The organism is Bradyrhizobium sp. CCGUVB14, assembly GCF_024199935.1.
In the GTDB taxonomy this organism is placed as follows: domain Bacteria; phylum Pseudomonadota; class Alphaproteobacteria; order Rhizobiales; family Xanthobacteraceae; genus Bradyrhizobium.
Map to the genome: position 1 here is coordinate 6,678,591 of NZ_JANADS010000001.1, position 22,836 is coordinate 6,701,426.

General features: G+C 65.1%; 17 protein-coding genes. 12 read left to right on the forward strand and 5 right to left on the reverse strand.

From position 1 onward, the window contains the following. Positions 1-8 precede the first annotated feature (8 nt). Together NLM32_RS31440 and NLM32_RS31445 are read right to left on the reverse strand one after the other, a co-directional pair. Positions 9-587: a YdcF family protein gene (locus NLM32_RS31440; RefSeq protein ID WP_254132610.1), complete on the reverse strand. Its 579-nt coding sequence runs from the start codon at positions 585-587 to the stop codon at positions 9-11. 86 nt (positions 588-673) lie between these two features. Then, the gene (locus tag NLM32_RS31445; protein ID WP_254132611.1) at positions 674-1,261 is read right to left on the reverse strand and encodes a hypothetical protein; all 588 of its coding nucleotides are present in this window, start codon (positions 1,259-1,261) and stop codon (positions 674-676) included. Between the two features lie 60 nt (positions 1,262-1,321). Between NLM32_RS31445 and NLM32_RS31450 the strand changes: the two genes are divergently transcribed. Next, complete coding sequence (locus NLM32_RS31450) at positions 1,322-1,756, forward strand: hypothetical protein (RefSeq protein WP_254132612.1); 435 nt, start codon at positions 1,322-1,324, stop codon at positions 1,754-1,756. 6 nt (positions 1,757-1,762) lie between these two features. Here the strand turns inward: NLM32_RS31450 and NLM32_RS31455 are convergent, their stop codons facing one another. The 3 genes from NLM32_RS31455 to NLM32_RS31465 form a co-directional block, all read right to left on the reverse strand. Continuing rightward, positions 1,763-4,162, reverse strand: a complete 2,400-nt coding sequence (locus NLM32_RS31455; protein ID WP_254132613.1) for an EAL domain-containing protein — start codon at positions 4,160-4,162, stop codon at positions 1,763-1,765. A gap of 105 nt (positions 4,163-4,267) precedes the next feature. Then, positions 4,268-5,683 carry an MFS transporter gene (locus NLM32_RS31460; RefSeq protein ID WP_254132614.1) on the reverse strand — a complete coding sequence of 472 codons (1,416 nt, stop codon included), beginning with the start codon at positions 5,681-5,683 and terminating at the stop codon, positions 4,268-4,270. Between the two features lie 132 nt (positions 5,684-5,815). Further along, positions 5,816-6,322 (reverse strand): ferritin-like domain-containing protein, encoded by a 507-nt coding sequence (locus NLM32_RS31465; protein WP_254132615.1) that lies wholly within the window; start codon positions 6,320-6,322, stop codon positions 5,816-5,818. Positions 6,323-6,750: 428 nt separating this feature from the next. On the opposite strand from NLM32_RS31465, the gene NLM32_RS31470 reads away from it, so the two are divergent. From NLM32_RS31470 to garD, 11 genes are all read left to right on the forward strand, one after another. Next, positions 6,751-7,833 carry a YbhN family protein gene (locus tag NLM32_RS31470; RefSeq protein WP_254132616.1) on the forward strand — a complete coding sequence of 361 codons (1,083 nt, stop codon included), beginning with the start codon at positions 6,751-6,753 and terminating at the stop codon, positions 7,831-7,833. 97 nt (positions 7,834-7,930) lie between these two features. After that, positions 7,931-9,883, forward strand: a complete 1,953-nt coding sequence (locus tag NLM32_RS31475) for a hypothetical protein (protein ID WP_254132617.1) — start codon at positions 7,931-7,933, stop codon at positions 9,881-9,883. 166 nt (positions 9,884-10,049) lie between these two features. Beyond that, entirely contained in the window at positions 10,050-11,597 is a 1,548-nt protein-coding gene (locus NLM32_RS31480) for a DUF1800 domain-containing protein (RefSeq protein ID WP_375143583.1), read from the forward strand. A 15-nt stretch (positions 11,598-11,612) separates the two neighbouring features. Continuing rightward, complete coding sequence (locus NLM32_RS31485) at positions 11,613-12,806, forward strand: DUF1501 domain-containing protein (RefSeq protein WP_254132618.1); 1,194 nt, start codon at positions 11,613-11,615, stop codon at positions 12,804-12,806. Positions 12,807-13,007: 201 nt separating this feature from the next. Continuing rightward, positions 13,008-14,606, forward strand: coding sequence for an alkaline phosphatase family protein (locus tag NLM32_RS31490; RefSeq protein WP_254132619.1), 1,599 nt, complete (start codon positions 13,008-13,010; stop codon positions 14,604-14,606). 247 nt (positions 14,607-14,853) lie between these two features. Further along, positions 14,854-16,194 (forward strand): MFS transporter, encoded by a 1,341-nt coding sequence (locus tag NLM32_RS31495; RefSeq protein WP_254132620.1) that lies wholly within the window; start codon positions 14,854-14,856, stop codon positions 16,192-16,194. A 127-nt stretch (positions 16,195-16,321) separates the two neighbouring features. Beyond that, entirely contained in the window at positions 16,322-17,227 is a 906-nt protein-coding gene (locus NLM32_RS31500; protein ID WP_254132621.1) for a LysR substrate-binding domain-containing protein, read from the forward strand. A 128-nt stretch (positions 17,228-17,355) separates the two neighbouring features. Beyond that, positions 17,356-18,300: a 5-dehydro-4-deoxyglucarate dehydratase gene (gene kdgD, locus NLM32_RS31505; RefSeq protein WP_254132622.1), complete on the forward strand. Its 945-nt coding sequence runs from the start codon at positions 17,356-17,358 to the stop codon at positions 18,298-18,300. Positions 18,301-18,326: 26 nt separating this feature from the next. After that, positions 18,327-19,670 (forward strand): glucarate dehydratase, encoded by a 1,344-nt coding sequence (gene gudD / locus NLM32_RS31510; RefSeq protein WP_254132623.1) that lies wholly within the window; start codon positions 18,327-18,329, stop codon positions 19,668-19,670. 23 nt (positions 19,671-19,693) lie between these two features. Next, positions 19,694-21,142 carry an aldehyde dehydrogenase family protein gene (locus NLM32_RS31515; protein ID WP_254132624.1) on the forward strand — a complete coding sequence of 483 codons (1,449 nt, stop codon included), beginning with the start codon at positions 19,694-19,696 and terminating at the stop codon, positions 21,140-21,142. Between the two features lie 117 nt (positions 21,143-21,259). Beyond that, a complete protein-coding gene (garD, locus tag NLM32_RS31520) occupies positions 21,260-22,801 on the forward strand; it encodes a galactarate dehydratase (protein ID WP_254132625.1) in 1,542 nt (513 codons plus the stop codon). The last annotated feature ends 35 nt before the right edge of the window (positions 22,802-22,836 follow it).

Here is a 22,836-nt window from a genome sequence, read left to right on the forward strand (position 1 = left end):
CTCGCCGGTCAGCGCTCCGGCCATTCCGCAATAAAACCCTTTGCCTTGTACGGCCCGATCTTGTCCCATTCATGCAGGACACGACGACGAAATTCATCGTCGGTATGCCAGAGCGTGCGTGGCGTCGCAAAACTGTCGACGGTGAGCAGCAGCTTCGTCACCTCGGGCCAATGCCGGTGCAATGTCATCGGATAGCGCCGCGCGGTCCAGGTGTTGCCGAGGCAGATCACGCTGCGGATATTGTGCAGTCCCAGCGCCGCATCGATGATCGGCAGCGAGAAGATCACGTTCTCGCCGGTGTTCATCGCGCGATGCTCCTCGAGAATCCGATCCCCCGGAATGCCCGCATCGACCATGGCCGCCTTGATGATCATGCACTCGGATTGCTCCGAGCCGGGCGTTACGCCGCCGCTGACAATCGACCAGCGGAAAGAGCCCTCGCGCCAGAGCCGCGCGGCGGTTTCGGCGCGCAGCACCACGTCCTCGCGGGTGCCGAACAGAAACAGCAAGTCGGCCGGCTGAAGCGGCGTATCGATCAGATGGGTGCGATTGATCTCGGCGATCTCGTCCGCCGTCGGCAGGCGCATACTGCGATTCCCAACTGTCATCGCGGCACGATGCGGGACCGGCGCGCGGCTGCGAAGTCAATTTTGATTGCGGCCGGTTACGAGCGCTAGGGCAGCAGGCCAGCCGGCAGCCGATCAAAACTGTAGCTGCGCGGCTGGTTGCGCCGGACGAAGCCGCCGACTTGCCAGGCGAACAGCGCGGCAAAGCCGAGGATGAACAGGAGACCGGCGACTTCGCCGATCATCAGCGCGCGGATCAACAGCCCGGCCATCGCCACGGCCAGCACCGCGAGGAACGCCAGCACCGCCGCATAGGTCTTGCGGCCGAGGCCTGCGGTCAGCGCGGCGTGGCTACCGGCGTTCGCCATCCGCGCGTGCAGCTCGACGAGAAAATCGCGAAACCCGCGGTCCTGCGGCGCCATCAGCGCCGCGGTCTGCCAGCTCGTCGACAGGATCGCGATGCGGCCGCCGCTGGTACGGCAGACATCGGCGCGAAAGCGGTGCTGCTGCATCGAAACCGGTCGGAACGACAGCCGGATTGCACTGATCTCATCATAGCGCCAGACGCCCGAGCGGCCGGCGATGTGCCAGGACAATCCCTCATCGGTCAGCTCGAAGCGATGTGCCGAGCCGATCAGCGACGCCTTGTAGGCGTAGCTCGTGACCGACCGCCCCTTCCCGTCCGAAACCTGCATCACTCAATCCCGTCCGCGATCCGCTTGCGCGACCGCCCTCCCCCATCCTACAAGCAGGGCATGGCTGAGACGACCTATTTCCCGCGCCACCTGATTCTCGGGGCCGCCATGATCTCGGGCGTGCTGCTCGCGCTCGCGGTGCACATGTTGGGTGCACGCTACGGGCTCGACCTCGGCGGTCTCTGGCGCTCGGACACGCATGAGTTCATGCCGACCGGAGCTGCGATCGCCTGGTGGCTGATTGCGACCGTCGGATTCTCCGGCGGTTATTTCACGGCGTCGTTGATGCAAAGCGCCGTCTCCGGCCAGATCCCGCAGCGGATGCGTCAGTTCCTGATCGCGGTCGGCGTGCTCCTGCTCGCCGGCGCCGGACAGGCGGCCTCGGCGCCGAGCCCGATCCCGACCATTTCCGGCGTGCTCGCAGGCCTCGCGGCGCTGTGTCTCGGCGCCGTGATGGCATTCTGCGGCGCGCATTTCGCGCTTCGCCGCGGCTAGGCCTTTTCAGGCCGAAGCGCGCAGCCGCGGCCGTTCCAGCATCATCGCGACCTCGGAAGCGGGCCGCGGCATGCTGAACAGATAGCCCTGCGCCTGGGTGCAGCCTTCGCGCCGGAGCAGCTCGAGCTGCGCATCATTCTCGACGCCCTCCGCCGTGGTGACGATGCCGAGGCTGCGGCCAAGACCGGTCACGGCGCGGATGATCGCGACCGAATCCTCGCGCGTGGCGAGCTCGGAGACGAACGAACGATCGATCTTGATCTTGTCGAACGGAAAGCTGCGCAAGTAGCTCAGCGAGGAATAGCCGGTGCCGAAATCGTCGAGCGAGATACGCACGCCCATGGCGCGCAGATCGTGCAGCGTGGTCAGCGTCGCCTCGCTGTTCTGGAGCAGTACGGATTCGGTGATCTCGAGCTCGAGGCGGCTCGCCGCGAGCCCCGATTTCTCCAGCGCCTCGGTCACCGATGCAATCAGGTTCGGATTCTTGAACTGCACCGGCGAGAGGTTGACGGCGACGCCGACGTCATCCGGCCAGGTCGCAGCATCTGCGCAGGCACTGCGCAACACCAGCTCACCGAGCTGGATGATCAGGCCAGTTTCCTCGGCGAGGGGAATGAAGTTGAGGGGCGAGATCAGGCCGCGCTGCGGATGGTTCCAGCGCATCAGCGCTTCGAATGCCACCACGCGATCGCTGGCGACGTCGCGGATGGGCTGATAATACGGCTGGAATTCATCGCGCTGTAGCGCCGCCCGCATATCCATTTCCAGCAGGCGCCGCGCCTGCGCGCGCGCGTCCATGCCGGTCTCGAAGAAGCGATAGGTGCCGCGGCCGTCCGCCTTGGCGCGGTACAGAGCGAGATCGGCGTTCTTCAGCAGCTCGTCGGGATTGCTGCCGTCCTGTGGCGACAGCGAGATGCCGATCGAGACGCCGATCACGATCTGATGGTCGTCGATCGCGTAAGGCGCGGAGATCACCTCGACCAGACGGCCGGCGAGCGCCCGCGCGGCAGCCTCTTCCGAGCGACCGATCTGGACCACGGCGAACTCGTCGCCGCCGAGGCGGGCGACGGTGTCGTGTTCGCCCACGGTGGCCTTGAGCCTGCGTCCGACTTCCTTCAACAGCGCGTCGCCAATGGGATGGCCGAGCGAGTCGTTGATGTCCTTGAAATGGTCGAGGTCGAGGCAGAGCACCGCGAGCTGGTCGTTCGCGCCCGCCCGACGCAGCCCCTGTTCGAGCTGCTCGTGGAACAGGACGCGGTTCGGCAGATTGGTCAGCGCATCATGGCGCGCCATGTGCGAGATCTTGGCCTGCGCCTCCAGCCATTCGGTGATGTCCTCGAAGGTGGCGACCCAGCCGCCGCCCTGCATCGGCTGATTGACGACACGGATCGAGCGATCGAACCGGGTCACGACCTGGCTGGTCGTGCGGCCCTCCCGCGCGTCGGCGACGAGCCGCGCGAAGAATTCGTTTGCATCGCCCTGCCACTGGCCTTTGGCCTGCTCTTCCCGCAACACGTCGACGAGCAGCCGGCCGGTGAGCGGAATGTTGGTGCGACCGAGCATCGCGGCGTAGCGCTCGTTGAACAGCTGGATCTTGCCCTCCGCATCGAACATGCACAGCCCCTGCGACATGTTTTCAAGAGCGGTATCCAACACGACCTGCTGGCGTCCGATCTCGCCCTTGGCGCGACGGTCGAGTACGGCGGCCGCGAGCGCGATGACGAGAATGGCAGCGGCCGCGCTGGCGGTCAGGATGGACAACGACGCCGGCGGGATCGAAAGACCACTGATCACGAGCGTCGGATCGGGCGTCAATTCCAGTGCGCCCATCGCGGTGAAATGGTGAGAGACGATGGCAACCGTCAACAGGATCGTCGCGGCAATCGCGTCGGACAGGCTATCGCCTCGTCCCGCGACGTGCAGGGCGAACGATCCAAACAGGATGCCGAGCACGATCGAGATCGTCACGGTTCCGGTGGCCCAGCCGACATGGGCGGGAATCTCGAACGCCATCATGCCGGTGTAATGCATCGCGGCCACGCCTGCGCCAACGACGGCGCCGCCGACAGCGACCAGCCCCCTATGCGTGGACGAAACCGAGATGCTGAGACCGATGAAGGTGACTGCGATCGCAAAGAGCAACGACAGGATCGTCACGGGAATGTTGTAGGCGCCACCGGCGCCCGGCCCGTAGGCCTGCATCGCGATGAAATGGGTTGCCCAGATACCGCAGCCGGCCACCATGGCATCGAGCGTGATCCACACCAGACGCGCCGACCCGCCCGCCGCACGCGCGCGGTGAAACAGGCTGATTGCCGCCGCGCTGGCGAGCAGACATACCACCCCGCCGAGTGCGACCAGGCGCAAATCATGCTGGTCCGTGAGACAAAACAGAACTTGATACATTGCCGGCCCCTATTCCACCGGGCACTAGAACCGGCAGAAATGGACAGTCGGTAACCGGCTATGCGCCGGTTACCGGAATGGTGAACAGGGAATGTGTGCGCTTACTCACATTTGTTCGCCGCCCGCCTTTGCGCCGAAGCCGATCACGCCGGCCGCCAGCAGCAGCACGGCCGCCGATATGATTAGCGACTGGTGAAGGCCGATCATGAACGCGCTGTCGGAGGCCACCAGCGAACCGAACAGTGCAACGCCGAGGACGCTGCCGGTCTGTCGCGTCGCGTTGAGCACACCCGCAGCGATGCCGGAGCGCGCCTTCTCGACGCTGCCGAGCAAGGTGGAGGTGAGAGGCGGCACCAGGAGGCCAAGTCCGCCGCTGATCGCGATCATCTGCGCGAAGATCGCCCAGTAGCTCGTCTCCGGCTCGATCCAGAGCAGACCAAGACAGCCAAGCGCCGAGATACAGGCGCCGACAACGATGGTCGGGCACGGGCCGATGCGCTCGGCAAGGCGCGGCGCCAGCAGATTGACCGGCAACACCGCGCCCATCATCGGTACGAAGGCGAGCCCGGTCCACCAGGCCGACAGGCCGTTGATCCGCTGGAAGTAGAGACTGAGCACGAAGATCAGGCCGTAGATCGCGATATTGACGAGCAGGCCGACGACCGTGGTCAGGGTAAACAGCCGATGACCGAACAAGGACAGCGGAAGCATCGGTTGCTCCGTGCGGCTCTCGCGCCAGACGAACAGCGTCGCGAAGACGGCGGCCGCCGCGAAGGCCGAAAGCACGAGCGGATGCTCCCAGCCTAGCCCGCCGCCCTCGATGATCGCGCCGGCGAGCGCCCCCAGCGCGCCGATCGCGGCGAACTGGCCAGGCAGATCGATCTCGCGCGAACGCGCCCGCGTGGTTTCTGCCGCATAGCGCCAGCTCAGCCACAGACCGGCGAGGCCGATCGGCAGATTGACGAGGAAGATCGCGCGCCAGCCGACCAGCGTGATCAGCGCGCCGCCGACGAAGGGACTGGCGGTCAGCGCCAGGCTTGCGCCCGCCGCCCAGACCGCGACGGCACGGCCGCGCGCGCGGTCGTCCGTATAGGCATGATTGAGCAACGCCAGCGAATTCGGCACCAGGATCGCCGCCGCCAGCCCCTGGACCAGCCGCGCGCCGATCAGCACGACGGCGTTGGGCGACAGCGCGCAGGCGAGCGAAGCCGCGGTGAAGATCGCGAACCCCGCCATGAAGATGCGCTTGGCGCCGATCCGGTCGCCGAGTGCGCCGGCCGTGAGGATGAAGGCGGCAAAGGCGATGGTGTATGCGCTCACCACCCATTGCAGTTCGGCGACGCCGCCGCCGAGCGTTTTGCTCATCGCATCGAGCGCGGTGTTGACGATGGTGACGTCGAGCTGCACCACGCCGTAGCCGAGGCTCATCGCCGCCAGCGTCAGCGAGGTCGCAAGGCGCGAAGCGGTGCGCGTGACATCCTTCGCGCCGAAGGTTTCATATTTGACGGTGTTGGCTCGCATGCTGCCACCTCGATTGCAGCCCCATGCGACATATACGCGCCCGGCCCGCCGTCATGTTTCGACAATGACCGAATGATGGATGCGCGAGCGCCGCGCGGACGACCGCGCGGCGCTTTTGCGACTAGGCCGGCGTTAGCTCGCCGCCCGCAGGTTCACCTTGCTCTCGGCAAGCGTCGTCAGTTTCTTGTCGGTCGCCTTCTCTTCCTCGAGCGTTTTGGCCAGCACGGCTGCACAGTCGCTGCGGCCGAGCTGCTTGGCCCAGGCGATCAGGCTGCCGTAACGGACGATCTCGTAATGCTCAGCGGCCTGCGCCGCGTTGATCAGCGCGGCGTCGAGCACCGCTTTGTCCGCGACCTCGCCGGCGGTCTCGTCGGCCTCCTCGATGATGCCGTCGATCGCCGGGCAGTCGACCGCCTTCACCTGGGCACCATGCATCTTGAACACTTCCTCAAGCCGGGTGACGTGCTGCCTGGTTTCTTCGAGGTGCGTCAAAAAGCCCTGCTTCAGCTGCGGATCGGTCGCCTTATCCGCCATTTTCGGCAGCGCCTTGGTGAGCTGCTGCTCGGCGTAATAGATATCCTGTAGCTGATGCACGAACAGGTCGTTCATGGTCTTGATGTCTTTTGTGAACAGTCCCATCGTTCCGATCCTCGCAGGTTTCGGGAACATGGCAGCACCGGCCCGCACGAGAAGCCTGTGTTTTGCCGTGTTCGATTGCTGATGGGGCGCTAACCGGTCCGCAGCAGCGTCGTTCCAAAAAATGCCCGGATCGTTTGCTTCGGAACAACGCTTGCGACCGCAGGATTTGAAACCATCTGAACATGCGGGTGCACGATGCAGGGTCGCTCCCTCGACTCATATGCTTAACGCGCGCGCCATGTGAACCACTTATGACAAAAACAGCCGGTCCGGCGTAGAACCAGTCGTTGTCAAGGGCTGCACAAGTCGCTGTTTTTGCCTTAAATGAGCTACATCATGCCTAGCGATCGACGCCCATTTCGGGCAGTGATCGCAACCGACCGGCCAATGTCTGGCCCGGTCGGTCTTGCCCCCCGCCGGGAGGATGAATGCACGGACTGCTGCCCGCGCTGAAACGCGGCTTCAAGAAATGGATCGGCTGGCGACGGCTCGGTATTGCCGCAAGCGTGATGATCATCGCCTTCGCGGTCACCACGCTGCTGCGGACCCTCAAGGGCATCGATACCGGCGTCATCCTGACCGCTTTGACCGATATTCCGCGCGGACATATCGGTCTGGCCGCGATCTGCGTGTTCTTCGCGTTCTGTACGCTGACATTCTACGACTTTTTTGCACTGCGAACGATCGGCAAGAAGCACGTGCCCTACCGCATCGCAGCGCTGTCGAGCTTCACGTCCTATTCGATCGGCCACAACATCGGCGCCACCGTGTTCACGGGCGGCGCGATCCGTTTCCGGATTTACTCGGACTACGGGCTGAATGCGATCGACGTCGCCAAGATCTGTTTCCTCTCCGGCCTGACCTTCTGGCTCGGTAACATCTTCGTGCTCTCGATCGGCATGACCATCCACCCGGATGCGGCCTCCTACATGGATCAGCTGCCGTCGTCGATCAATCGGCTGATCGCGCTCGGCGGCCTCGCCTCCATCGCCGCCTATCTGGTCTGGCTGTGCATGGGCGACAAGCGCCGCGAGCTCGGCCAGAAGGGCTGGAAGGTCGTGCTGCCGTCGGCGCCGCTGACGCTGGTCCAGATCCTGATCGGTGTGGTCGATCTCGGCTTCTGCGCGCTGGCGATGTACCTGCTGATGCCGGCCAATCCGCCGATCGACTTCCTGTCGCTCGCCGTGGTGTTCATCCTGGCGACGCTGCTGGGCTTTGCCAGCCATGCCCCGGGCTCGATCGGCGTGTTCGACGCCGCCATGCTGGTGGCACTGCCCGAATTCGGCCGCGAGCAACTGCTGGCAACCCTGCTCGTGTTCCGCATCCTCTATTTCGTGATCCCGTTCGGCCTCGCCATCTCCATTATGGGCACCCGCGAGCTCTGGATGAACGTCGTCCGTCCCTGGCAGGAGCGGCGGCGGCTGGCGGAAGCCTGCGCGCAGGCCAACCTGCCCAAGCAGGTGACGCCGATGGAGCGCGAGCGATTGGTGCGCCAGGCCAGCAAGCGATAAGGCTGCCCGAGCCCGTAAGAGCCTCAGACAAAGGTTGCGGGGCGGAGAGCAATGCTCTCTTATTTCCGCCTCAACTTTGCCGTTGAAGACGCGGGCCATGATCCCTGTTTCCCTACGCCGTTTGCTCTCGAGCGCCCTGCTGCTGGCCGGGCTCCTCACCGTTTTGCCGCTTCCGCGCGCCGTCGCGCAGGATGCCGGCGCCATGCAGATCAATTGGGAGGTCCGCAACCGCTTCCGCCTGTTCCGCGAGGAGCGCGACTTCCTGCTGCATGTCGAGAATGCGCGTAACCGCAGCATCCTCGCCGCCGAGCAGTCGCTGGAGCTGCAGAGCGAGGGCCGCGGCTGGGCCCGCAACATGGTCAACCGCCTCTGCATCGATCTCCAGGGCCGGGTCAACCAGCCCTGCACGCGCGACAACGTCAAAGAGAACTACATCACCCCGATCGACCACCCCATCACCGTGCGCCTGACCGGCGCGGTGCCGGTCGGCGCCACCTGCGCGTGGACGTTCGACGACGGCGACGGACCGCAGACCTCGACCTTCGACTGCGCCGAACCGGTCAATCTGCGGGTCCGCTATGGCAAGCAGACGGTTGCGAGCGTCGACGTCTCCTCCGGCTCCGATCCGAGCCAGCGCATCCAGACCGAGATCCAGGTCCGCGACATCTTCATCGCCGGCCTTGGCGACAGCATTGCCTCCGGCGAGGGCAATCCGGACCGTCCGCTGGCGCTCTCGGACGAGGGCTTTTGCTTCCGCTCCTATCTCGGCACCGCCGGCGGACAGTATTACCGGCCGAGCCGCGCCGGCTACAAGGGCGGTCGCGCCTGCGAGGCGCCGGATACGCTTGCCAATTGGCAGCACTACAGCGCGCTCTGGCTCAACTCGCCCTGCCACCGCTCGCTCTACAGCTACCAGACCCGCACCGCGCTCGCGCTCGCGGTGCGCTACACCCATATCGCCGTCACCTATCTGCCGCTCGCCTGCACCGGCGCCAGCATCAGCGACGGGCTGCTCGGCTCGCAGCGTGCCCGCGAATGCCCGCCCGGCAAGTCCGGCGTCTGCAACACCAGCGTCAATGCCCAGGTCGCGGAGTTGCGCGAGGCGGTCACCGCGGCCAAGAAACGCCAGCCGGATCGCAATCTCGATCTGATGCTGCTCTCGATCGGCGCCAACGACGTCTACTTCTCCGGCCTCGTCGCCGACGTCATCGTCGATACCGCGACCGAACGCGCGCTGTTTCGCCGCTCCGGCGTGATGGCGAGCGTCGACGATTCACGCGATGCGCTCCAGCGCGAGCTGCCGAAGAATTTCGTCAAGCTGCGCGAGGAGCTGAAGCCGCTGCTCGGCGGCGACCTCTCGCACGTGGTCTACGTCTCCTACGCCAATCCGGCGCTCGCTGATGGCGGCGTGCCCTGCCGCGGCGGCCGCGGCGGCTTCGACGTTCATCCCGCCTTCAATGCCGATCCCCAACGTCTCGCCCGCGTCTCGACCTTCGTCGACACCGAGTTCCTGCCGCAACTGAAGGGGCTCGCAACCTGCACGCAGGGCGCGCTGTGCCGCGATCCCGAGGCTGACCGGATGACCTTCGTCGACACGCACCAGGCTGCGTTCGCAGATCACGGCTTTTGCGCTCATTCCGGCAATGATCCCGAATTCGATCGCACCTGCTTCGCCGAGAACGGCCAGAGCTTCAATCCGGACATCGTCAGCGCGGCGAGCCAGCCGATGCTGTGCGGCCGGGGCGCCTCGGAATATCGCGCCTATCTGCCGCGCGCGCGCTGGATCCGCGATGCCAATGACAGCTATTTTGCCGCGATGACCTATCCGCAAGGATTGCCGGCGGCGAGCCAGCCGAACGACATCCACGACGCGACCTGGGGCGTGCTGTCGGCCGTCTATGGCGGCGCCGTGCATCCGAGCGCCGAAGGCCACGCGGCGATGGCGGACGCCACACTGCCGGCCGCGAGCGCGGTGCTGGGCCTGGATGCCGTGCCGCCAGGCGTCACGCGCGGACTATTGGCCCCACTCCTGCCGGCCGCTCGGCAATAGCGGAATTGGGGGCAACGGAACCACCGTTGCCGCTCGCTAGAAATTGATGCGCTGTCGTCAATTGAGTCCATTCCATTCAGGGCAGGTTCAGCCGGCCGGCGCATGATGACGCACGCGTCATGGCATGTGGGCGTCCTCATGCAGTCCGAACCCGTCGGGACCGATCGTGGATAGCAGAAGCGGATGTCGTCGGCTGCACTGGTCGCGCGTTGCGGCGTTCGTGGCGCTGGCTGCGGGCCTGCAAGCGAACACGACCCGCGCCGACGACCTCAATCCGCATGATCTCGCTCTGCTCGATCGGCTGACCTTTGGCGTCAGTACCGCGAGTGCCGCGCACATGCACGACCTTGGTGCCGAACGCTGGCTGCAGGAGCAGTTGCATCCGGCCGGCAATCCGGTTTTGCCCGACGCGGCCAAAGCGCAGATCGACGCGATGCCCGACGTCCACAGCTTCCCGTTCGACATTGCGGTTGCCTTCGAGCAGCAATCCAAGAGCGCCAATCAGGTCGCCGATCCCGAGCAGAAGAAAGCCGCGCAGCAGGTCTTTCAGCAGGCGATGAACGATCGCGCCAAGCAGGCCGCGACCCGTACCATCCTGCGCGCGCTCTATGCGCCCGACCAGCTGCGCGAGCGCATGGTCTGGTTCTGGTTCAATCATTTCAATGTCCACCAGTACAAATCGAATCTGCGCGTTCTGGTCGGCGACTACGTCGATCACGCCCTTCGCCCGAACTCGCTCGGCAAGTTTCGCGACCTGCTCGCGGCGACCGTTCGTCATCCCGCGATGCTGCGCTATCTCGACAACGCCGACAACGCGGCAGGCCATCTGAACGAGAACTACGCCCGCGAGATCATGGAGCTGCACACCATGGGCGTCGGCTCCGGCTACACGCAGGCCGACGTCGAGGCGCTCGCGAAGATCCTCACCGGGGTCGGCATCGACACCAAGCCGGAAGACCCGAAGCTCAAGCCGGAATTGCAGTCCCAGCTCGTGCGCGAGGGCGCCTTCGAGTTCAATCCGTCCCGTCACGACTACAGCGACAAGACCTTTCTCGGCCACACCATCAAGGGCCGTGGACTTGCCGAGGTCGACGAGGCCATCGACATTCTGGTCCGCCATCCGGCGACCGCGAGCCATGTCTCGCGCAAGATCGCGACCTATTTCGTCTCGGACAATCCGCCGGAGACGCTGGTGCAGCGGATGGCGCAGAGCTTCAAATCCACCGACGGCGACATTGCGTCGGTCCTCGCAACGATGATCCATTCGAGCGAATTCGAAGCCGCGCTGAAACCGGGCACGCGCTTCAAGGATCCCGTGCAATACGTGCTGTCGGCCGTCCGCCTCGCCTATGACGACCGCGTCATCCTGAACACGGCGCCGATCCAGGGCTGGATCAACCGCCTCGGCGAGGGCCTGTTCAACCACGAGACGCCGGACGGCTACGCGCTGACCTCGGCATCGTGGAACGGCCCTGGACAGATGATGGTGCGCTTCGAGATCGCGCGCCAGATCGGATCGGGCTCGTCCGGCCTGTTCAAATCCGACGGACCGAACCCGGTCGAGCAGCCGGCGTTCCCGCTTCTCCAGAATGCACTCTACTTCAACGGCCTTCGCAAGACGCTGGGCCCCGCGACGCTGGCATCGCTCGACCGGGCGATTTCACCGCAGGACTGGAACACGCTGTTTCTGTCGTCACCGGAATTCATGCACTGAGCTACGGAGATCACCATGAACCGTCGCGAGCTGATCAAGACCTTTGCCGCACTCGCGCCGCTCACGGTGGCAGGCCGCGTCTGGGCCGCGCCGGCAACCGATGCCCGTATGCTCGTGGTGTTCCTGCGCGGCGCCTATGACGCGGCGAATGTCGTGGTGCCGGTCTCCAGCGAATTCTATCGGGCATCGCGACCGACGCTCGCCATTGCCAAGCCCGATGTCGGCAATCCCAACGCCGCGCTTTCGCTCGACGCCGATTGGGGGCTGCATCCGGCCCTGCGCGACAGCATCTATCCGCTCTGGGCCAAGCGCGAGATCGCCTTCATTCCCTTCGCCGGCACCAGCGACGACCTGACCCGGAGCCATTTCGAGACCCAGGACACGATCGAGCTCGGCCAGTCGGCCGGCGGCTCGCGCGACTATCGTTCGGGCTTCATGAGCCGGCTCGCCACCGAGCTGACGCGGGTCAAGCCGATCGCGTTCACCGACCAGCTCCCGCTGATCTTCCGCGGCAAATCGCAGGTGCCGAACACCGGCATCAACAACGTCGCCAAACCCGGCGTCGACGACCGTCAGGCCGATCTGATCAAGAAGATGTATGCCCAATCCAACCTGGCGTCCTCGGTATCGGAAGGCTTTCGCGTGCGCGACGACGTCTACCGCTCGGTCTCCGAGGAGATGAATGCCGCCAATCGCGGCGCCGTCTCGCCGCGCGGCTTCGAATTGTCGGCCCGCCGGATCGGCCGATTGATGCGCGAGCAGTTCAACCTCGGCTTCGTCGACGTCGGCGGTTGGGACACCCATGTCAACCAGGGCGCCGCCAACGGCTATCTCGCCGACCGGCTCGGCGAGCTCGGGCGCGCCCTCGTCGGCTTCTCCGAGGAAGTCGGGCCGGCCGCGTGGCGCGATACGGTGGTGGTCGTGATCTCGGAATTCGGCCGCACCTTCCGCGAGAACGGCGACCGCGGCACCGATCACGGCCATGGCAGCGTCTATTGGGTGCTCGGCGGCGGCATCAATGGCGGCCGCATTCTCGGCGAGCAGGTCAAGGTCGAACAGCCGCATCTGTTCCAGAACCGCGACTATCCCGTGCTGACCGATTATCGCGCGCTGTTTGCCGATCTGTTCGGCCACGTCTTCGGCCTCGGCAACGACAGCATCCAGCGCATCTTCACCGGCGTGCGCCCGACAAACCTGGCATTAGTTTGAGTTGACGATCGCGCGCACAGAAAAATTTTCGCGCGCCACGTAGTCGCGACGTCATCCAACGGTCATCGCCGTTACCTAGTTTTCCCAACGCTACAATTTGACGCAGGTGTTGACGCACGTGGCGGGAGCGCAGGCTCACCGCTGCGCGTGGTCGTTCGCCTGCACGTCAATCCGCAACAGACATCATTGGGGAGCTCAATCATGACGATCGAAAAGCGGCCGCGCGCGGCCGTCGCAATCGCTTTTGCCTCGACCCTTGGTCTTTCGCTGCTGGCCCCTTCGTTCGCCCGCGCGGACGATAAGGACAAGGGCGACATCAAGCATGTGCTGCTGATCAGCGTCGACGGCATGCATGAGGTCGATCTGCAGCGCTATGTCGGCTCTCACCCTTCGTCGAGCTTGGCCAGGCTGCTCGCGCATGGCGTCCATTTCGCCGATGCGCACACCTCTCGCCCCTCGGACTCCTTCCCTGGTCTCCTTGCATTCATGACCGGAGGGACGCCGAAAACCCATGGCGTGTTCTATGACGATTCCTACGACCGCACGCTGTTCGCGCCCGGCAGCAACTGCCAGGGCAGCCCCGGAACCGAGACGCTGTTCGATGAATCGATCGACTACGACTTGACCAAGCTCGACGGCGGCGGCCCTGCCGGCTCCAATCATATCGATCCGACACATCTGCCGATGCGCCTGACGAACGGCAAATGCGAACCGGTCTATCCGCATCAGTTCCAGAGGCTCAACACCATCATGGAAGTGATCCACGAGGCCGGTCGGCGCACGGCCTGGTCGGACAAGCATCCCGCTTACGAGATCATCAGCGGTCCGTCCGGCAAGGGCCTCGACGAGCTCTATGCGCCCGAGATCAACTCGACCTCGGTGCCGGGGCAACCCGGCGCGGACTGGACCACCGACCCGAGCTTCACGCGCACCTACGACCAGCTCAAGGTCACGGCCGTGCTCAACTGGATCAAGGGCTTTGATCACACCGGCAAGACCAAGACCGGCGTTCCCGCAATCTTCGGCATGAACTTCCAGGCTGTCAGCGTCGGCCAGAAAGTGACCGCCGACGGATATCTTGACGCCGCGGCAACGCCGAGCCCGCAACTCCAGGCCTCGCTCGACTTCGTCGACGCCTCGCTTGGCCAGATGCTCGATGCGCTGGCGGACCAGCACCTCGCGCGCGACACCCTGGTGATCGTCGGCGCCAAGCACGGCCAGTCGCCGATCGACGTCAACAAGCTGCACATGCTGACCGGCAGCACCAATCCGAAGCTGGGCGGCGGCGCGCGCGCCGACGTGACCGATCCGGCCGATTTGTTGACCAATGGAGGCGTCGCGCTGGCCCAGGAAACCGCCGATGACGTTGCGCTGATCTGGCTGAAGAACCAGGGTGATGCCGAGAAGGCCGTCGCAATCCTCGAAGCCGACCGCAAAGGCAGCAACAAGGCTCACATCGAGAAAATCTATGCCGGCGAGGAGCTGGTCGATCGGTTCGGCGATCCGGCCGGCGGCCGTACGCCTGACATCATCATCCAGCCGATCGCCGGCACGATCTACAGCAAGAGCAAGGCCAAGATCGCCGAACATGGCGGTTTCGCCGAGGACGACACGCATGTCCTGCTCGTCGTCTCCAATCCAAAGCTCGCGCCCACGGTCGTTCGCGAGCGCGTCGCGAACCGGCAGGTGGCGCCCACCATCCTGAAAGCGCTCGGCCTCGAGCCGGACGATCTCGAGGCGGTGCGCGGCGAGGACCATACGCGCCTGCTGCCGGGCGTGCGGCTGCGCGACAGGGACTGACCCTTCACAGAAGCGCGGGAGGACCACAGTCCTCCCGCCACATTCACATCGTCGCCCGCCTTTGTGCGCAATTGCGCACTGAAACGGGCGACGCCTTCTCCGGGCGGTCACACTACGTTCCGGCCCTCTGCCGTTCCATCAATTCAAAAACGGCATCAATCGATACTCCCTTGAACTTGGACACTTTCCCGCGTGCGCCTCTAGGAGTCGCACCGAGGAAACATTTCAAGTTCTAAGGAGGCGCCAGATGAGCGCAGTGGTGTCCGCAACGGACGTGAGGAGGTCTCGCGTCAGGCTGTTCATCGTGACCATGCTGTTCCTGGTCACGACAGTGAACTACGCCGACCGCGCCACGCTCTCGATCGCAGGCGCCGCGCTCTCCAAGGAACTGCATCTCGATCCCGTCGCCATGGGCTGGATCTTCTCGGCCTTCGGCTGGTCCTATGTAGCCGCACAAGTGCCGGGCGGCTGGCTGCTCGACCGCTACGGCTCGCGCCTCGTCTATGCCTTCAGCATCATCGTCTGGTCGCTGTTCACGATGATGCAGGGCTGGGTCGGCTTCTTCAGCGCCGGTACTGCCGTCGCCGTGCTGTTCGCGCTGCGCCTCCTGGTCGGCGTTGCGGAAGCACCGTCCTTCCCCGCCAATGCCCGCATCGTCGCGGCTTGGTTTCCCGGAAATGAGCGCGGCACCGCATCGGCCTTCTTCAATTCCGGGCAATATTTCGCCACCGTGATCTTCGCGCCGCTGATGGGCTGGATCGCCCATGATTACGGCTGGCGCTACGTGTTCTTCGTCATGGGCGGGCTCGGCGTCATCATGGGCCTCGTCTGGGTCAAGACCGTTTACGGGCCGAAGGAGCATCCCGGCGTCAACGAGGCCGAGTTCGACTACATCAAGGACGGCGGCGCGCTGGTCGATCTCGACGCACCCAAGGACGAGCGTGCGCCGGACTCGGGTCCGAAATGGGACCATATCCGCCAGCTGCTTTCCAACCGCATGATGCTCGGCGTCTATCTCGGCCAGTACTGCATCAACACGCTCACCTATTTCTTCCTGACCTGGTTCCCGGTCTACCTCGTCAAGGAGCGTGGCCTGTCGATCCTGCAAGCCGGCTTCGTCGCGACGCTGCCCGCGCTGTGCGGCTTCATCGGCGGCGTGCTCGGCGGCGTCATCTCCGACGCCATCCTGCGCAAGACCGGTTCGCTGACCATGGCGCGCAAGATCCCGATCGTCGGCGGCATGCTGCTGTCGATGTCGATCATCGCCTGCAACTATGTCGACGGCCAGGCGCTGGTGGTCGGCTTCATGGCGCTCGCCTTCTTCGGCAAGGGCATCGGCGCGCTCGGCTGGGCGGTCGTCTCCGACACCTCGCCCAAGGAAGCCGGCGGCGTCTCCGGCGGCCTGTTCAACTCCTTCGGCAACCTCTCCTCGATCACCACGCCTATCGTGATCGGCTACATCGTGGCCGCGACCGGCTCCTTCAACGGTGCCCTGGTGTTCGTCGGCATCAACGCGCTGGTGGCCGCGGTCGCCTACCTCGTCGTGGTCGGCAAGATCGAGCGGGTGGTGCTCAAACGTTCCTCCTGAGCGCTCCGAGTGATCGGAGCGGGACAGGCAACTCAACGGCGGCCCTCAAAAGCCGCCGTCTTTGTTTTGGGGATGATCGATGCTAGAAGTGCCGGGGAAACGCCTTATTCATCTAAGGCATGTATCGATGTTCGACCTCAACCAGCTCCGCTGTTTCGTCACGGTGGCGGAGGAACTGCACTTCGGCCGCGCCGCCGCGCGGCTGAACATGACCCAGCCGCCGCTGTCCCGGCAGATCCAGGTGCTGGAGCACATCATCGACGCACCGCTGCTGGAGCGCACCAGCCGCTCGGTGCGCCTGACGCCGGCCGGGCGCAGCTTCCTGCCCGAGGCCCGCCGCATCCTGAAGCTCGCGGAGAGCGCCTCGCAGGTCGCCCGCCGCATCGCGCTCGGCAAGACCGGCTCGCTGAAGATCGGCTTTACGGCCGCGGCCGCCTACGGCTTTCTGCCCGAGCTGGTCGCGGCCTGCCGCGCCAAGCTCCCGGAGGTCGATTTCTCGCTGAAGGAGATGGTCTCGGGCGATCAGTTCGAGGCGCTGACTTCGGGCCAGATCGATGCCGGCCTGCTGCGGCCGCCGATCGCGCGGCCCGAGCTGACCAGCCGCCGCGTCGTCGCCGAGCCCCTGCTCGCCGCGATCCCGAAAAAGCATCCGCTGGCCAATGCCGACAGCATCACCATCAAGGATTTCGACGACCAGCCCTTCGTGATGTATTCGCCCTATGAGAGCCGCTACTTCCACGATCTCCTCGTGGCGCTGTTCACCCGCGCCGACATCCTGCCGCGCTACGTCCAGCACCTGAGCCAGATCCACTCGATCCTGGCGATGGTGCGCGCAGGCCTTGGCCTCGCCATCGTGCCGGCCGCGGCCGCGGGCCTGAAAATCTCCGACGTTCGGCTGCGCCCCCTGAAGCTGCGCAACCGTGTTCCGGTCGAGCTCTTCATGGTCTGGCGCCGCGACGACGAGAATCCGCTGCTGTCCGCGCTGGTCAAAATCGCCAGCGAACTATCCTCCGCCGAGGTGGTGGAAGATTGATGCTCAATCCGCATCGGTCGATATAGGCTTTGGCTTGGACGCGCATCGAACGGTTGCCTAAACAGCAGCCCATGGACGCGCGCCTCAGGTTGCGTCCCCGATAAACACGAGAGCAGGGAGCAGCGCCCATGAGCAAGATGACCCCGCAGGAAATGGCCCAGAAGATCGGATCCGGCCTCCTGTCCTTCCCCGTCACGCCGTTCAAGGCGGACTATTCCTTCGACGAGGCGACCTACCGCGCCAACATGGATTGGCTGTGCGGCTATGATGTCGCAGGTCTGTTCGCCGCCGGCGGCACCGGCGAGTTCTTTTCGCTGACCCCGACCGAAGTTCCGCAGGTGGTCAAGGTCGCCGTCGAGGAGACCAAGGGCCGCGTGCCCGTGCTCGCCGGCACCGGCTACGGCACGGCGATCGCCCGCGAGATCGCTGTTGGCGCCGAGAAGGCCGGCGCTGACGGCCTGCTGCTGCTGCCGCCCTACCTCACCCATTCCGAACAGGAAGGCCTCGCCGCTCACGTCGAGGCCGTCTGCGCCGCCGTCAAGATCGGCGTCATCGTCTACAACCGCGACAACGCCATCCTCCAGCCCGACACGGTCGCCCGCCTCGCCGAGCGCTGCCCGAATCTCGTCGGCTACAAGGACGGCATCGGCGACATCGAGCTGATGACCCGCGTCTACACCAAGCTCGGCGACCGCCTGACCTATGTCGGTGGCCTGCCGACCGCCGAGACGTTCGCGCTGCCCTATCTCGACATGGGCGTAACGACCTATTCCTCGGCCGTGTTCAACTTCGTGCCGGAATTCGCCACCAACTTCTACGCCGCGGTGCGCAAGCGCGACCATGCGACCATCCACGCCGGCCTGAGGGATTTCATCCTGCCGCTGATCGCGATCCGCAACCGCAAGAAGGGTTATGCGGTCTCGATCATCAAGGCCGGCATGAAGGTGATCGGCCGCGATTCCGGCCCGGTCCGGCCGCCGCTGACCGATCTCACCGAGCAGGAGATTGCGGAACTGACCGCGCTGGTGAAGAATCTGCCCGCCGCAGGATCGACACAACAGGCGGCAGAATAAAGCAACACAACAGGGAGGAGCGTGCGATGGCCCAGACTGATATTTCTGGCGCACCGGTCGTCACAACGATGCAGGTGATTCCGGTCGCGGGCCGCGACAGCATGCTCCTCAATCTGAGCGGCGCGCATGCGCCGTTCTTCACCCGCAACATCGTCATCCTCACCGACAATGCCGGTCACACCGGCGTCGGCGAGGTGCCGGGCGGACAGAAGATCTGGCAGACGCTCCAGGACGCCCGCGATCTCGTGATCGGCAAGACCGTCGGCGCGATGAACAACATCCTCGCCGACATCCGCACCACCTTCGCCGACCGCGACGCCGGCGGCCGCGGCAAGCAGACGTTTGACCTTCGCGTGATGATTCATGCGGTCACGGCAATCGAATCCGCCCTGCTCGACCTGCTCGGCCAGCACCTCAATCTTCCCGTCGCGGCGCTGCTCGGCGAAGGCCAGCAGCGCAAGAGCGTCGAGACGCTCGGCTACCTCTTCTTCGTCGGCGACCGGCGCAAGAGCAAGCTCGACTACGTCAAGGGCGAGACCGGCAAGCCCGACTGGTTCAACCTCCGCCATCAGGAAGCGATGACGCCTGAGACGGTGGTGCGGCTCGCGGAAGCCACCCAGGACCACTACGGCTTCGCCGACTTCAAGCTGAAAGGCGGCGTGCTCCGCGGCGAGCAGGAGATCGAGGCCGTCACGGCCATCGCCAAGCGCTTTCCCGATGCGCGCGTTACGCTCGATCCGAACGGCGCCTGGTCGCTCGACGAGGCCATCGGCCTCTGCAAGAACATGCACGGCATCCTCGCCTATGCCGAGGATCCCTGCGGCGCCGAGGCCGGCTTCTCCGGCCGCGAGATCATGGCCGAGTTCCGCCGCGCCACGGGCTTGCCGACCGCAACCAATATGATCGCGACCGACTGGCGCCAGCTTAGCCACGCGCTGCGCCTGGGTGCGGTGGACATTCCGCTCGCCGACCCCCATTTCTGGACCATGCAGGGCTCGGTGCGCGTCGCCCAGACCTGCCGTGACAACGGCCTGACCTGGGGCTCGCACTCCAACAACCATTTTGACATTTCGCTCGCGATGTTCACCCATGTCGGCGCCGCGGCCCCCGGCAAGGTCACCGCGATCGACACCCACTGGATCTGGCAGGATGGCCAGGCGCTCACCAAGGAGCCGCTGCAGATCAAGGGCGGCAAGATCGCGGTCCCGGATCGCCCAGGCCTCGGCATCGAGATTGACCGTGCGGCCATCGAGGCCGCACATGAACTTTACAAGCAGCATGGACTCGGCGCCCGAGATGACGCTATGGCCATGCAGGACCTGATCCCCGGCTGGACCTTCGACGACAAGCGTCCTTGCCTCGTGCGTTAGAAAACTTTCCCTGGAGGAACGAGATGACTGCGATCCTGAAGAACTTCATCGGCGGTGAATGGGTCGACGGCTCCGGCGTCACCAAGAACATCAACCCCTCCAACACCAACGATCTGGTCGGCGAATACGCCAAGGCCGACAAGGCGCAGACTGAGAAGGCGATCGCGGCCGCGAAAGCCGCCTTCCCCGCCTGGGCCCAGTCGACGCCTCAGGTGCGCTACGACGCGCTGAACAAGATTTCCCTCGAGATCCTCGCCCGCAAGGAAGAACTCGGCCGTCTGCTTGCCCGCGAGGAAGGCAAGACGCTCCCCGAGGGTATCGGCGAGGTCGCCCGCGCCGGCCAGATCTTTGCGTTCTTCGCCGGAGAGGCGCTGCGCCTGATCGGCGAAAAGGGCGCCTCGGTGCGTCCCGGCCTCGACGTCGAGCTCACCCGCGAGCCCGTCGGCGTCGTCGGCATGATCACGCCCTGGAATTTCCCGATCGCGATCCCGGCCTGGAAGATCGCGCCCGCGCTCTGCTACGGCAACACCGTGGTGTTCAAGCCGGCCGAACTGGTGCCCGGCTCGGCGCATGCGCTGTCCGAGATCATCACGCGCTCCGGCATTCCGGCAGGCGTCTTCAACCTCGTGGTCGGCTCCGGCTCCGTGGTCGGCCAGACCCTGCTCGACCACCCTGACGTGGCGGCGATCTCCTTCACCGGCTCGGTGCAGACCGGCCGCAAGATCGCGCAGGCCTGCGTGCTCTCGAACCCGATGAAGAAGTTCCAGCTCGAGATGGGCGGCAAGAACCCGCTGGTCGTGCTCGACGACGCCGATCTCAAGACCGCCGTCGAGGTCGCCGTCAACGGCGCCTATTTCTCGACCGGCCAGCGCTGCACGGCGTCGTCCCGCCTGATCGTCACCGAAGGCATCCACGACCGCTTCGTCGCGGCGGTGGCCGAGCGCCTCAACAGCCTGTCGGTCGACGACGCGCTCAAGGCCGGCGTCCATATCGGCCCGGTGGTCGACCAGAGCCAGCTCGACCAAGACCTCCGCTATATCAAGATCGGCCAGGACGAAGGCGCCAAGCTCGCCTTCGGCGGCGAGCTGCTCAAGCGCGAGACGCCCGGCCACTATCTCGCGCCGGCGCTATTCACCGAAGCCAACAACAACATGCGCATCGCGCGTGAAGAGATCTTCGGGCCCGTTGCGGCCGTCATCCGCGCCAAGAACTACGACGAGGCGCTGGCGATCTCCAACGACACCGAGTTCGGCCTCGCCTCCGGCATCTGCACCACCAGCCTGAAATACGCCTCGCACTACAAGCGCAACAGCGAGTCCGGCATGGTGATGGTCAATCTGCCGACCGCCGGCGTCGACTATCACGTGCCGTTCGGCGGCCGGAAGGGCTCGAGCTACGGCGCCCGCGAGCAGGGCTCCTATGCGCGCGAGTTCTACACAACGGTGAAGACGGCCTATACCTATCCGGGTTGATCGGTCGATATCGTAGGGTGGGCAAAGCGAAGCGTGCCCACCGCTTATGTTCGGCGTGAAGCATGGTGGGCACGGCGCGTTGCGCCTTTGCCCACCCTACACTTTCGGAGTCCGACCATGGACCAGGACGTCGCAGCGAAAGAACAGCCCCGCTACATCAAGCTCAACGCGCGCGACAACGTCGCGATCGTCGTGAATGATTTCGGGCTTCCCGCCGGCTCTCGCTTCGCCTGCGGACTGACGCTGCGCGCCTTCGTCCCGCAGGGACACAAGACGGCGCTGGTCGACATCGCCGAAGGCGCGCCGATCATCCGCTATGGCGAGGTGATCGGCTACGCACTCGCGCCGATCCTGGCCGGCGAATGGGTGGACGAGGCGCGCATCCGCATGCCGGAGGCCCCGGCCCTCGACAAGCTCGAAATCTCCACCGCCGTGCCTGCGCCGCTGCCGCCGCTCGAAGGCTTCACCTTCGAAGGCTTTCGTAATCCCGACGGCTCGGTCGGCACCAAGAACATCCTCGGCATCTCCTCCTCCGTGCAATGCGTCAAGGGCACGATGGAATATGCGGTGAAGCGCATCCGCGCCGAGCTGTTGCCGAAATACCCGAACGTCGATGACGTCGTGCCGCTGACACACGCTTATGGCTGCGGCGTTGCTATCACAGCGCCCGATGCGGTGGTGCCGATCCGCACGCTGCAGAACCTCGCGCTCAACCCGAATTTCGGCGGCGAGATCCTGGTCATCAGTCTCGGCTGCGAGAAGCTTGCGCCCGAGCGGCTGGTGCCCGAAGGCATCAGCGACGCCATCGTGCGCATGCAGGACGAAGCCTTCGACGGCTTTGGCGCGATCGTCGATGCGATCATGACGCAAGCGGAAGCCCGCCTGAAGATCCTCAACAAGCGTACCCGCGAGACCTGCCCGGCTGCCGATCTCGTGATCGGCCTGCAATGCGGCGGCAGTGACGCATTCTCCGGCGTCACGGCGAACCCCGCCCTCGGCTTCGCCGCCGACCTTCTGGTGCGCGCCGGCGCCACCGTGATGTTCTCGGAAGTCACCGAGGTGCGCGACGCCATCCAGCTTCTCACCCGCCGCGCCATCAACGAGGACGTCGGCCGCGCGCTGGTGCGCGAGATGGCCTGGTACGACTCTTATCTCGCCCGCGGCGGTGCCGATCGCAGCGCCAACACCACCCCCGGCAACAAGAAGGGCGGCCTCGCCAACATCGTCGAAAAATCATTGGGCTCGATCGTCAAGTCCGGCTCGTCAGCCATCACCGGCGTGCTCTCGCCCGGTCAGAAGGCGACGCAGAAGGGCATGCTGTTCGCGGCGACGCCGGCTTCCGATTTCATCTGCGGCACGCTCCAGCTTGCCTCCGGCATGACCTTGCAGGTGTTCACCACCGGCCGCGGCACGCCTTACGGCCTCGCGGCGGCGCCCGTGATCAAGGTCGCGACCCGCACAGAGCTGGCGCGACGCTGGAAGGACCTGATCGATTTCGACGCGGGCGGCATCGCGACCGGCGAGAAGACGATCGAGGAAACCGGCTGGGACCTGTTCCGCCTGATCCTCGATGTCGCCTCCGGCCGTACCAAGCCGTGGTCGGATCACTGGGGCATTCACAACGACCTCACGCTGTTCAATCCGGCACCGGTGACCTGAGCACCGGCAACTCGTCCAAGAGGACTCCAAGAGGA

Excerpts from the sequence above, each read along its gene's own strand:
- NLM32_RS31440 (WP_254132610.1), bottom strand. The coding sequence starts at position 587 with ATGCGCCTGCCGACGGCGGACGAGATCGCCGAGATCAATCGCACCCAT.
- NLM32_RS31445 (WP_254132611.1), bottom strand. The coding sequence starts at position 1,261 with ATGCAGGTTTCGGACGGGAAGGGGCGGTCGGTCACGAGCTACGCCTAC.
- NLM32_RS31450 (WP_254132612.1), top strand. The coding sequence starts at position 1,322 with ATGGCTGAGACGACCTATTTCCCGCGCCACCTGATTCTCGGGGCCGCC.
- NLM32_RS31455 (WP_254132613.1), bottom strand. The coding sequence starts at position 4,162 with ATGTATCAAGTTCTGTTTTGTCTCACGGACCAGCATGATTTGCGCCTG.
- NLM32_RS31460 (WP_254132614.1), bottom strand. The coding sequence starts at position 5,683 with ATGCGAGCCAACACCGTCAAATATGAAACCTTCGGCGCGAAGGATGTC.
- NLM32_RS31465 (WP_254132615.1), bottom strand. The coding sequence starts at position 6,322 with ATGGGACTGTTCACAAAAGACATCAAGACCATGAACGACCTGTTCGTG.
- NLM32_RS31470 (WP_254132616.1), top strand. The coding sequence starts at position 6,751 with ATGCACGGACTGCTGCCCGCGCTGAAACGCGGCTTCAAGAAATGGATC.
- NLM32_RS31475 (WP_254132617.1), top strand. The coding sequence starts at position 7,931 with ATGATCCCTGTTTCCCTACGCCGTTTGCTCTCGAGCGCCCTGCTGCTG.
- NLM32_RS31485 (WP_254132618.1), top strand. The coding sequence starts at position 11,613 with ATGAACCGTCGCGAGCTGATCAAGACCTTTGCCGCACTCGCGCCGCTC.
- NLM32_RS31490 (WP_254132619.1), top strand. The coding sequence starts at position 13,008 with ATGACGATCGAAAAGCGGCCGCGCGCGGCCGTCGCAATCGCTTTTGCC.
- NLM32_RS31495 (WP_254132620.1), top strand. The coding sequence starts at position 14,854 with ATGAGCGCAGTGGTGTCCGCAACGGACGTGAGGAGGTCTCGCGTCAGG.
- NLM32_RS31500 (WP_254132621.1), top strand. The coding sequence starts at position 16,322 with ATGTTCGACCTCAACCAGCTCCGCTGTTTCGTCACGGTGGCGGAGGAA.
- kdgD (WP_254132622.1), top strand. The coding sequence starts at position 17,356 with ATGAGCAAGATGACCCCGCAGGAAATGGCCCAGAAGATCGGATCCGGC.
- gudD (WP_254132623.1), top strand. The coding sequence starts at position 18,327 with ATGGCCCAGACTGATATTTCTGGCGCACCGGTCGTCACAACGATGCAG.
- NLM32_RS31515 (WP_254132624.1), top strand. The coding sequence starts at position 19,694 with ATGACTGCGATCCTGAAGAACTTCATCGGCGGTGAATGGGTCGACGGC.
- garD (WP_254132625.1), top strand. The coding sequence starts at position 21,260 with ATGGACCAGGACGTCGCAGCGAAAGAACAGCCCCGCTACATCAAGCTC.